At 65.1% G+C, this 11,137-nt stretch carries 10 protein-coding genes; 6 read left to right on the forward strand and 4 right to left on the reverse strand.

The annotated features are described in order from the left end of the window. Positions 1 to 361: 361 nt before the first annotated feature. The 3 genes from QW868_RS14800 to QW868_RS14810 all read left to right on the forward strand — a co-directional run bounded on the left by QW868_RS14800 (position 362) and on the right by QW868_RS14810 (position 5,170). Entirely contained in the window at positions 362 to 4,135 is a 3,774-nt protein-coding gene (locus tag QW868_RS14800; RefSeq protein ID WP_316230828.1) for a vitamin B12-dependent ribonucleotide reductase, read from the forward strand. Between the two features lie 279 nt (positions 4,136 to 4,414). Further along, positions 4,415 to 4,648, forward strand: a complete 234-nt coding sequence (locus QW868_RS14805; RefSeq protein ID WP_316230829.1) for a hypothetical protein — start codon at positions 4,415 to 4,417, stop codon at positions 4,646 to 4,648. Between the two features lie 246 nt (positions 4,649 to 4,894). Then, entirely contained in the window at positions 4,895 to 5,170 is a 276-nt protein-coding gene (locus tag QW868_RS14810) for a metallophosphoesterase (protein ID WP_316230830.1), read from the forward strand. Here the strand turns inward: QW868_RS14810 and QW868_RS14815 are convergent. Beyond that, a complete protein-coding gene (locus QW868_RS14815; RefSeq protein ID WP_316230831.1) occupies positions 5,125 to 5,616 on the reverse strand; it encodes a hypothetical protein in 492 nt (163 codons plus the stop codon). The two genes, QW868_RS14810 and QW868_RS14815, sit on opposite strands and share 46 nt — an antisense overlap. A gap of 207 nt (positions 5,617 to 5,823) precedes the next feature. On the opposite strand from QW868_RS14815, the gene QW868_RS14820 reads away from it, so the two are divergent. Both QW868_RS14820 and QW868_RS14825 read left to right on the forward strand, forming a co-directional pair. After that, positions 5,824 to 6,081, forward strand: a complete 258-nt coding sequence (locus QW868_RS14820; protein WP_316230832.1) for a hypothetical protein — start codon at positions 5,824 to 5,826, stop codon at positions 6,079 to 6,081. Between the two features lie 107 nt (positions 6,082 to 6,188). Next, positions 6,189 to 6,449, forward strand: coding sequence for a hypothetical protein (locus tag QW868_RS14825; RefSeq protein WP_315712249.1), 261 nt, complete (start codon positions 6,189 to 6,191; stop codon positions 6,447 to 6,449). Between the two features lie 451 nt (positions 6,450 to 6,900). Here QW868_RS14825 and QW868_RS14830 read toward each other — a convergent pair whose 3' ends face one another. Together QW868_RS14830 and QW868_RS14835 are read right to left on the reverse strand one after the other, a co-directional pair. Continuing rightward, positions 6,901 to 8,442 carry a hypothetical protein gene (locus QW868_RS14830; protein ID WP_316230833.1) on the reverse strand — a complete coding sequence of 514 codons (1,542 nt, stop codon included), beginning with the start codon at positions 8,440 to 8,442 and terminating at the stop codon, positions 6,901 to 6,903. 402 nt (positions 8,443 to 8,844) lie between these two features. Beyond that, the gene (locus tag QW868_RS14835; protein WP_316230834.1) at positions 8,845 to 9,597 is read right to left on the reverse strand and encodes a glucose 1-dehydrogenase; all 753 of its coding nucleotides are present in this window, start codon (positions 9,595 to 9,597) and stop codon (positions 8,845 to 8,847) included. A gap of 90 nt (positions 9,598 to 9,687) precedes the next feature. Here QW868_RS14835 and QW868_RS14840 point away from each other — a divergent pair, with 90 nt between their 5' ends. Further along, positions 9,688 to 9,999, forward strand: coding sequence for a helix-turn-helix domain-containing protein (locus QW868_RS14840; RefSeq protein ID WP_315737741.1), 312 nt, complete (start codon positions 9,688 to 9,690; stop codon positions 9,997 to 9,999). A gap of 197 nt (positions 10,000 to 10,196) precedes the next feature. Here the strand turns inward: QW868_RS14840 and QW868_RS14845 are convergent, their stop codons facing one another. Beyond that, the gene (locus tag QW868_RS14845; RefSeq protein ID WP_315798501.1) at positions 10,197 to 10,430 is read right to left on the reverse strand and encodes a DUF2171 domain-containing protein; all 234 of its coding nucleotides are present in this window, start codon (positions 10,428 to 10,430) and stop codon (positions 10,197 to 10,199) included. Between the last annotated feature and the right edge of the window lie 707 nt (positions 10,431 to 11,137).

Consider the following 11,137-nt stretch of genomic DNA (forward strand, 5'->3'; position numbering starts at 1 on the left):
CGTCTGTCCCAGGCTGGGACGGTGGCAGCCGGTGTCCCCTTAAGGGAACCCCACTAGATATGGGGCTCCCCTGCGGTGATGACGGAGCCGGATGGCGGGCGTGATGCGTTGAGAGCGTGATGCGTTGAGCGGCGCGGGCAGCGGACGGGCTGCACGGGCCGGCGAGGAAAGACGGGGCGAGACGCCGGTCAACGGCGCAAGGCCTTCGCCTTCGAGGCTGAACAGATGCGGACCGGGCAACCGGTTGAACTGCGGCGGCAGACGAAGTTTCCGGCAGCGTCCGGGGACTTCCAGCCGTCGCCCTTGGATGCAATGATCCCGGCCGCCAAGCGCGGTCCGGCAAGAACTATTGGGGCTCGCGATGCGGATTGAACGGCGCAACACCACCGAAGGACAGTCGCCCTATGCAGGGATCGACTTCCGCCTGACCACGTCCGAGATCAAGAATCCGGATGGATCCGTGGTGTTCCGGCTCGAGAATGTCGAGGTGCCCGAGTTCTGGTCGCAGGTCGCCTCCGACGTGCTGGCGCAGAAGTATTTCCGCAAGGCGGGCGTCGCCGCGCGCCTGAAGAAGGTCGAGGAAGAGACCGTGCCGTCGTGGCTGTGGCGCTCGGTGCCGGACACCGAGGCGCTGGCCGCTCTCCCTGAGAACGAGCGCTACGGCAGCGAGCGCTCCGCCAAGCAGGTGTTCGACCGCCTCGCCGGCTGCTGGACCTATTGGGGCTGGAAGGGCAGCTACTTCTCGTCGGAGGAGGATGCGGTCGCGTTCTACGACGAGCTGCGCTTCATGCTCGCCAAGCAGATGGTCGCGCCGAACTCGCCGCAATGGTTCAACACCGGGCTGCACTGGGCCTACGGCATCGACGGCCCCGGCCAGGGCCACTATTACGTCGACTACAAGACCGGCAAGCTGACCAAGTCGAAGTCGTCCTACGAGCATCCGCAGCCGCACGCCTGCTTCATCCAGGGCGTCGAGGACGACCTCGTCAATGACGGCGGCATCATGGACCTGTGGGTGCGCGAGGCGCGCCTGTTCAAATACGGCTCCGGCACCGGCTCCAACTTCTCGCGGCTGCGCGGCGAAGGCGAGAGGCTGTCGGGCGGCGGCCGCTCGTCCGGCCTGATGAGCTTCCTCAAGATCGGCGACCGCGCCGCCGGCGCCATCAAGTCGGGCGGCACCACCCGCCGCGCCGCCAAGATGGTGGTGGTCGACGCCGACCATCCGGACATCGAGGCCTATATCGACTGGAAGGTGAAGGAGGAGCAGAAGGTCGCCGCGCTGGTCACCGGCTCCAAGATCAACCAGAAGCACCTCAAGGCCGTGATGAAGGCCTGCGTCAATTGCGAGGGCTCCGGCGACGACTGCTTCGATCCCGAGAAGAACCCTGCCCTGCGCCGCGAGATCAAGCTCGCGCGCCGCGCGCTGGTGCCCGACAACTACATCAAGCGGGTCATCCAGTTCGCCAAGCAGGGCTACAAGGACATCGACTTCCCGATCTACGATACGGACTGGGACTCGGAAGCCTATCTCACGGTGTCCGGCCAGAACTCCAACAACTCGGTGTCGCTGAAGGACGACTTCCTGCGCGCGGTCGAGACCGACGGCGACTGGAACCTGATCGGCCGCACCAACAAGAAGGTCGTCAAGACGCTGAAGGCGCGCGACCTCTGGGAGAAGATCGGCCACGCCGCCTGGGCCAGCGCCGATCCGGGCCTGCACTTCAACACCACGATGAACGACTGGCACACCTGCAAGGCGTCCGGCGACATCCGCGCGTCCAATCCGTGCTCGGAATACATGTTCCTGGACGACACGGCGTGCAACCTGGCCTCGGCCAACCTGCTGACCTTCTACAACACGGAAACGAAGCACTTCGACGTCGGCGCCTATGAGCATCTCTGCCGTCTCTGGACGGTCGTGCTCGAGATCTCCGTGCTGATGGCGCAGTTCCCGTCGAAGGCGATCGCCGAGCTCTCCTACGAGTTCCGCACGCTCGGCCTCGGCTATGCCAATATCGGCGGCCTGTTGATGACCATGGGCCTGCCCTACGACAGCAAGGAAGGCCGCGCGCTGTGCGGCGCGCTGTCGGCGATCATGACCGGCATTGCGTACAAGACCTCGGCCGAGATGGCCGGCGAGCTCGGCCCCTTCCCCGGCTACAAGAAGAACGCCGCGCACATGCTGCGCGTCATCAAGAACCATCGCCGCGCCGCGCGCGGCGAGGCGACCGGCTATGAGGCGCTCTCGGTCGCGCCCGTGCCGCTCGATCACGCCCACTGCCCGCAGGTCTCGCTGGTCAGCCACGCCATCCAGGCCTGGGACGACGCGCTCACGCTCGGCGAGACCAACGGCTATCGCAACGCCCAGGTCACCGTGGTCGCCCCCACCGGCACCATCGGCCTGGTGATGGATTGCGACACCACCGGCATCGAGCCTGATTTCGCGCTGGTGAAGTTCAAGAAGCTGGCCGGCGGCGGCTACTTCAAGATCATCAACCGCGCCGTTCCCGCAGCCCTGCGCGTGCTCGGCTATCGCGAGAGCGAGATCGCCGAGATCGAGGCCTATGCCGTCGGTCACGGCTCGCTGTCGAACGCCCCCGGCGTCAACGCCACGACCCTGAAGGCCAAGGGCTTTACGGACGAGGCCATCGCCAAGGTCGAGAAGGCGCTGCCGACCGCGTTCGACATCAAGTTCGTGTTCAACAAGTGGACGCTCGGCGAGGACTTCATCGTCAAGCAGCTCGGCGTCACCACTGAAGCGATCGCCGCCCCCACCTTCGACCTGCTCTCGGCGATCGGCTTCACCAAGCGCGAGATCGAGGCCGCCAACGTGCACATCTGCGGCGCGATGACGGTCGAGGGCGCCCCGCATCTGAAGGCGGAGCACTACGCGGTGTTCGATTGCGCCAATCCCTGCGGCAAGATCGGCAAGCGCTATCTCTCGGTCGAGAGCCACATCCGCATGATGGCGGCGGCGCAGCCGTTCATCTCGGGCGCGATCTCCAAGACCATCAACATGCCGAACGACGCCACGGTCGAGGATTGCAAGGCGGCATACCTCCTGTCCTGGAAGCTCGCGCTGAAGGCCAACGCGCTCTACCGCGACGGCTCAAAACTGTCGCAGCCGCTCAACTCGCAGCTCATCGCCGACGATGAGGACGAGGACGATGCGGTCGAGTCCTTCTACGAGAAGCCGCTTGCCGCGCGCGCCACGCAGGTCTCGGAGAAGATCGTCGAGAAGCTGGTCGAGCGCATCGTGGTGATGCGCGAGCGCGAGAAGATGCCGGATCGCCGCAAGGGCTACACCCAGAAGGCGGTCGTCGGCGGTCACAAGGTGTACTTGCGCACCGGCGAGTATGATGACGGCCGCCTCGGCGAGATCTTCATCGACATGCATAAGGAAGGCGCGGCACTGCGCTCCTTCATCAACAACTTCGCCATCGCGGTGTCGCTGGGTCTCCAGTACGGCGTGCCACTGGAGGAGTATGTCGACGCCTTCACCTTCACCCGCTTCGAGCCGGCCGGCCCGGTGCAGGGCAACGACAGCATCAAATACGCCACGTCGATCCTCGACTACGTGTTCCGCGAGCTCGCCGTCAGCTACATGTCGCGCTTCGACCTCGCCCATGTCGACCCCTCCGAGAGCAATTTCGATGCGCTCGGCCGCGGCGTCGACGAAGGCAAGCCGTCGGAGGACGGCAGCCAGCAGGCCGCGAAGTACGTGTCGCGCGGCCTGACCCGCTCCCGCACCGACAATCTCGTCGTGATGCGCGGCGGCTCCTCGTCACCCTCCCCTGCAGGGGGAGGGACGATCGGAAGCGCAGCTTCCGATCGGGGTGGGGTGACTGTCACCGCCCTCTCCCATGCCCGCGCCGGCGATTCCGTCGAAGGCGCCACCGCCCTGAAGCAGGAGCCGCAGCACGACCTCTCGCCGACCGAGAAGCTCGAGGCCCTGCAATGGAGCAAGGCCGGCACGGCCAACACCCAAGTCGCCTCCAAGGCCGAACGCCGCGCCGAGGCCAAGGCCAAGGGCTACGAAGGCGAGATGTGCTCGGAGTGCGGCAACTTCACGCTGGTGCGGAACGGGACCTGCATGAAGTGCGATACGTGCGGCAGCACGACGGGTTGTTCTTAGGACTGCACTAAAAGTGCCATCGCTCTAGCTCACACGAAAGAAAGCCCGTGATCGCCAAGTTTGAGGCCCGCGCTGCTACAACGTGAAAAAAGCGTGCCCCCTAGCAGCGTGTCCCTTACAAACAAACCCCGCCGGCGACGGCGGGGTTTTCGCTGATCGGCTCGGGGCGAACACGGCGCCAGGCTGATATGGATCGCTTGGTACACGGGATGTTACAGGAGCCTTGCGCGTGACTCGCAGTAGCGAGGAAACGCAAAGCGGCAGGCGGAGCGTGTCCTCATGGTGACGATTACAATATCCTACGGCTACGACGTCCACTCGATAGAGGTGGATGACGTCACTTACGCAGCAATCAAGTCCGGTAAGAAGGTGACACTCGCAGGCCAGGGCTTCGTCCACGAGGAAGACGGCCCGGTCGTGGATCATTGGGTTTTCAACGAGACGCCCGGTGATATCTATTTCTGGCTTGAAAACGGCGCTGAATTTCGCTCGGTGAATTCGTGGGTTGAATAAGCGAACTCTTTGCAGCGCGAACGATGCGTTCGGATAGTCCTGGCGCAGTTCGCCGGGCGGCGGCATGAAAAAGAAGGGATTCTCGTCCCTGCTCGTCCGTCCATGCCTCCGGTCGGACATCGTTGAGCGGCGTGCGTAGGGCGTATTAACGGAGTGTCATCCGCCGCTTGACCGGAGCGGCGCGTTACGCTTCGCTAACGCGCCCTACGGTGCGAGCCCAAGGCTCCACTGACCCACACCCCCCGCATGCGCCTCCACATCTTCTCCGATCTCCACGCCGACATGGCCGACATCAAGCCGATCGAGCCGCTGCCCGGGGTCGATGTCGCCGGCGATGTCTGCGAGGGGGCGGTGAACGGGTTTGCGCGGCTGCGCGAGATCGTGGCGGAGGACGTGCCGATCGTCATGGTGATGGGCAACCATGAATATTATGACCGCACCTACCCGGGGTTACGGGGTTACGGTGACGCTGCACTTTACTCGATCTGTTTGCGCTCGAACGTCCTCACCCACTCCCGCTGATCTTCCGTATCCGGCACGCGCACGCCGCGTGCGGCGGCGATCCGGTCGAATGCCTCAGCTCCATGAATGCCCAGCCGAATCATTACACACGCTGCGATGACGGCCGAGCGGCCGATACCGGCCCGGCAATGGATCAGGACCGTCTCGCCCTCCGTCAGCCGCACCGCGAGGCCCTCAGCAAGCCGCACCGCCGCACTGCTGTCGGGCAGGCCGCGGTCGAGGACCGGGAACGACAGGAAGGCCATGCCGTGCGACTGGCACAGCGCGGCCTCGCGCTGAAGGCCGAGGTCATGAACCTCGGTCGGCTCCAGCAGGCTGACGACGACGGCGATGCCCTCGCCCACCCAGGCCGCGATGTCGTCTGCCAGCCAGTCTTCCGCCCGCGGCCGCGCCGCGATGGCGAGCCGGCCGGCGATGGGCAAGTCGATCCAGTGCAGGCGGGACATGGTGATGGTCCTGTCATGAATGAGCTTTCGTAACCCGGATGAGCGAGAGCGACATCCGGGATCGCGGCTGCCGAGACGGATGCACTCTCAGGCCGCCCGAACATCATACCGCGTCCGCTAAACGATCCCCAGGATTTCCCGGAGCAGCGGAACGATCGCCGTCAAACGGAAGTTTGCTACGAACCCAACAACGAAGGAGGTTCGTTCATGAAGATGGCAATGGTTTTGACGGCGGCTCTGTTCGCCGCTTCGCCGGTGTTCGCCGCAGAGACCTGCGCAAGTTCGCACGGCGCGTCGAAGAAGGCGCCCGGTCAACAGATGCAGCGTAGCAAGACGTCGACGGCGCCCGGCGCTTCGGAGTACGCGCCCGGTCACCAGAGCAACACCGCCGCCGGCCCGGGGCATTCCGAGAGCGCTCCCGGCCAGCGCATGACGACCACCGGCTCCAGCACGCATAGGAAGTAATGGGCGCGCGAACGGGATACGATCCCGCTTCCCGGCCCCCCTTTCGCGTGAAGACACAGAAAAGCCGTAAGCCTCTCAGTTTATCTTCCAGACATTCGAGGAGTCACATGCGCAAAGCGATCTTCATCCTTGCAACATCGATTTCAACCGCGCTGATCGTGCCCGCCAGCGCGTTGCCTCGCGCTCCCCTTCAGGTCGATCGCGGCGCATCTGATCTCATCGAGGTGAGAGGCGGTCATGGCCATGGTCATGGTCATGGCTGGGGCCGCGGAGGCGGTCACCGGGCCTTCGGCTGGAGTCGCGGCCGAAAGGTGGGTTGGCGCGGCCATCATTGTCCGCCGGGCCACTGGAAGAAGGGATGGTGCTGATCGGCTGACCACGCCACGCGCGCGGATGAGCGGATCGTGCTCCACCGCCCGGCGACGCTGCGGAGTCGTACCCACCGCGGCCCGGACGGGTGACATTGTTGGCACGCCGACGGCGGCGCTTTGCGCATCCCATCGACTCGTCGCGCTGAGCGATACAGCGCCCTCTCCCCTTGTAGGAGAGGGCATCTCCGTCCCGTCCACGGACTCGGTTGGGTGAGGGGTATCTCTCCGCAAACGACGCGCGTGGAGGCATACCCCTCACCCGACCGAGCTTGCCGACCTTCCTGACACGCCCTCTCCCACAAGGGGAGAGGGCGCATTCATGGACGCCGCGCGTTTTCTTCCACGCACCGCGATGATCAGCGCGCGTAGCCCGGATGAGCGAAGCGACATCCGGGACCGCACGACCTGCGCATGAGACCCCGGATATCGCTTCGCTCATCCGGGCTACTTAGCGGAAGCACACCGACGTATTGCCCGCCACGAACGAATTCCCCGGCATTGGCCGCAGCGGGGTCAGCTTGGGGTTGGCATTCGTCAGCCGCTTCGAGTACGCGCCCAGTGCGGCGTTCATGGTGTTGAGCCGGTCCTGGGCGTCGGTGCGCTGCAGCGGCAGGGTGATGATGCCGGAGGCGTAGACCTCGGCGCGCGACCATTGCTGGCCCTGCACGATGCGGCCGACGAGGCGCGACTTCAAATCGGCGGCGCTGTCGCCGGCGGCGCTCTTAGCCCCGACGACGTTCGGCGGCAGCAGGCTGGGATTGACGATCCAGCCGCGCGGCTTGGCGACATTGTTGCCGAACAGGATCAGCTCGTCGAGCGTGTTGTTCAGCGCCACATAGTCGCGCAGCGGCAGGCTGGCGTCACCCGTGCCGGTCTCCTGGACGTGGCTCGCCAGATGCGGGCCCGTGGCGCAATAGGTGCCGAACGCGAGCTTCACGCTGCCGGAACTCATGGCCATGTAGCTGCCGACGTCCGATCCGCCCGGCGGCGACGGCGCGTCGTCGCCGCAGAAGGTGCCGTGCGACGAGGCATCCTGCAGGGAGTGCAGATAGAGCCCGATCCGGGCGATCTGCACCGGCACCGGCGGCTTCCTGGGGTCGTCGAACAGCACGCCGGTGGTCCGGCTCTTGTCGTCCAGCCAGGACTTGAGCTGGGTGTAGTCGACGACGCCGTTGCTGTTGTCGAGCACCTTCGGTCCCGAGGTGATGTTGATGGCCGGTCCGATCGCGTAGTTCTCCAACAGCGGCACGTTGCCGCTGATCGACACGTTCGCCAGACATTGCGGGCCGCTGAAGTTCGATGACCCGTTCGGCGTCGTGAATCCGGCGGTGCACAGCAGACCCGGGGCCTCGTCGCCCTTCATGGCCCATTGCCGGAGATCGTACAGCGTGCCCTGATAGACGCTGTCGATGGTCACGGGATAGCCGGGCGGCGGATAGTGGAACGGATACACCGCCTGCACGCCGCTGGCGCCGTGCACGTCGGTGCCCTGCCCGTTCGGCGAGAAGTTCAGCAGATAGTGATAGAGCGGCCCGTCGGTGGTGTTGTTGGTGCGCTGGAAGCCGTTGAACTTGGCGGTGATGTAGCTGGCGCCCGAATTGGTCGATGTCGCCTGCCCGCCGCACTGATCGATCGGCGCATATTGCGCGTAGTCGGAATTCTCGTTGTAGGCAGCGATCCAATAGGCCACGTCGGCGCGATAGCCGAGCGCCTGGGCGATGAAATAGGTGGAGTCGGCATGAACCATGCTGCGGCCGGGCGGGATGACGGCGAACTGCACCGCCTCGAGCAGGCAGCCGCGGTTGAGCGCCTCCGCCGGGTTGCGGCACGCGCTGGCCGGCGCGAGACAATTCCTCAGACCGCCCTTCACGCGCGGGACGCAGATGTCCTCCAGGAACGCGTGCGCGGTGCGCGGCGCGGTCAGCCCCCAGCCGAGAACCGCCGATCCCACGACGACGGAGAGGGTCGAAAGTGCAATGCCGATGCGCATGGAAACTCCTTGGTCATTCGAAATGCAGCAGGCGGGGAGGTGAATAGATGGCAAAACGCCATCGTCCGGCCGGCCGGAGGTTGAAACGCTGATCTTGTCCGCGATGCGCGCATCACGGATTCGGCGAGCCCAATTTGATCCGATCTCAGATAGATAATCAACCTCTAGTTGTTTCCGTCATTCGTCTTCGACCTCACTGACGGCCCATTCGCCAGAGCCGGTCTCCGGCGCGTAGGCTGGGCAAAGGCGCGCCCCGCACGACGTTGGTGGGCCCGATCTCTCACGCGCCGTGCCCACCGCCCACACCCGCCGGCACCGATGGTGGGCACGCGCCGCCTTGCGGCGGCGCTTTGCCCACCCTACGGTTCGCCGGCCGTTGTTACGAGCGGAGCGACGTGACGCTCAGCGCAATCCACCGGTGACGTGCAGCGTCTCGCCGGTCACGTAGGACGCATCATCCGAGGCAAAGAACGCCACCGCGGCGGCGATCTCCTCGGCCTTGCCGACGCGCGCGAGCGGCGTAGTCGTCTCGATCCAGTCGCGCATGTCGCCCTCGTGCAGGCCGGCGGCGACGACGCCCTCGGTCACGATCATGCCGGGATTGATGGTGTTGACGCGGATCTTGCGCGGCGCGAGCTCCTTCGACAGCACCGACGAGATGGCATCGACGGCGGCCTTGGTCGCGGTGTAGACGGCGGTGTTCGGCGGCGTCAGGGTCGACACGCCGGAGGAGATGTTGACGATGCTGCCGCCGGCCGGATTGAAATGCCGCGCGGCCTCCTGCGACACCAGGAGCAGGCCGAGCACGTTGACGTCGAACTGGCTGTGGAAGTGCTCCGGCGTGATGCCGTCGAGCGGCGCGAACGCGTAGACGCCGGCATTGTTGACGAGGATGTCGATCGGGCCCAGCGCCTTGACGGTCTCGGCGACGACGGTCTTGACGTCACCGGGATTGGCGAGATTGCCGTGCACGGCCACCGCCTTGCCGCCCTTGCCGGTGATCGCGGCCACGACGCGGTCGGCGCCCTCGCGGCTGGAGCTGTAGTTGACGGCGACCGCGGCGCCTTCCGCGGCAAGTCTGGCGGCGATCTCCGCGCCGATCCCCTTGGATGCGCCGGTCACCAGCGCCACCTTGCCTTCGAATCTCCTGCTCATCCTGCTCTCCTTGCGCCGCGGCGCTCTGTTCAATAGTTCAGAACTAGTGAACTATTGAACGGGCGCAAGGCCGTCGCTATATGTTTTTTCATGGCGCCATTGTTTCATCCGTCGCGGGAGGACATCACGTTGGCCGGCGTGCTCTCGGCGCTCGCCGACCCGATGCGGCTGCGCATCGTCAAGAGCCTGATGCAGCAGAACGACTGCATGTCCTGCTCGGCGGCGGCGCCCTGCCCCGACATGGCCAAATCGACGCTCTCGAACCATTTCCGGATCCTGCGCGAGGCCGGCCTGATCCAGACCACGAAAAAGGGCGTCGAACACCGCAACGTCGTGCGCGAGGCCGACCTCAACGCAAGGTTCCCGAAGCTGCTGAAGACGATCGTCGGCTACGCGGAGTAGGCGTAGAATTGTAGGGTAGGCAAAGGCGCGCCCCTCACGTTGATATGGGACATGATGTATTCCGCGCCGTGCCCACCGGCCGCATCCGCCCGCCCTGATGGTGGGCACGCGCCGCCCGACGGCGCCGCTTTGCCCACCCTACGGTTGTCACTCATCGTCATTGCGAGCGCAGCGACGCAGACAGAAGTGGACGCATCCTACTTCTCCTCCTCCATCGTCACCGCGACGGCGCCGATGGCCGACAGCCGCACCTTGTCGCCTTCGACGTCGGCGACGAGGCCCTTGTCGATGAAGTGATGATGCCCCTTGTGGCTGCCCTCGCCGCTGTCCTTCTTCGTCAGCTTGATGCGATTGCCTTCGACGTGGTCGACGGTGCCGACATGCACGCCGTCGGCGCCGATGATCTCCATGTGTTCCTTGATGTCCTGCATGGTGAAGGGCTCCGTGCCCGATGTGGAAGCATTTTCGACCTGTGGCTCGGGGAAGTGTTCCGGAACGGACCTCCACGCAGACGCTGTCGCAGGGTGGGAAAGCGACGCCGCGAGGCGGCGCGTGCCCACCATCGGTGCCGGCGGATGCGGCCGGTGGGCACGGCGCGCGAAACATGCCGTCAGACAATGTCCAGCCGCGCGCCTTTGCCCACCCGACCGCCTCATCTGCCGTCATCGCGAGCGCAATGACGCCGGGAGAGGCCCGTGCGCGTCACCAGCCAATTCGTGTTTGTTCTCAAGCTGATTTGGCCTGTCCAGTCCTTCGGTGAAAAATAAATTACTTTCGCTTTTTCAAAAATCATGATTGTCTACGCCCATCCCGGCCCGCCGAGAGGGGCGCATCGCGATCGTCACGAGACGTGGGCCGGAGATGCGGTGGCTGTGAGTGTGCCGCAGCGGGCTTGATGCCCGCCGACGAACGGCAGGCTTGCGGACGTGAAGACGCGTGGTCCTGGCGCCCCGATGCTGGCGCCAAGTCCGAGGGGTTGATGATCCCGAGGGCGACGGTGGCTAAAAAGCCGGACACCGAGGAGATCGCGACATAAGCGTGAAAACCATCGCGCGGGGAATGCCGGGATGTCTCGGCTGAACCTTGTATGGGGAGTAAGTTGTCAAGAGGGGCGTCGTTTGTTGGGGGCGGTCTTTGG

Origin of the sequence: Bradyrhizobium sp. SZCCHNR1051, assembly GCF_032489615.1 — a bacterium.
In the GTDB taxonomy this organism is placed as follows: domain Bacteria; phylum Pseudomonadota; class Alphaproteobacteria; order Rhizobiales; family Xanthobacteraceae; genus Bradyrhizobium.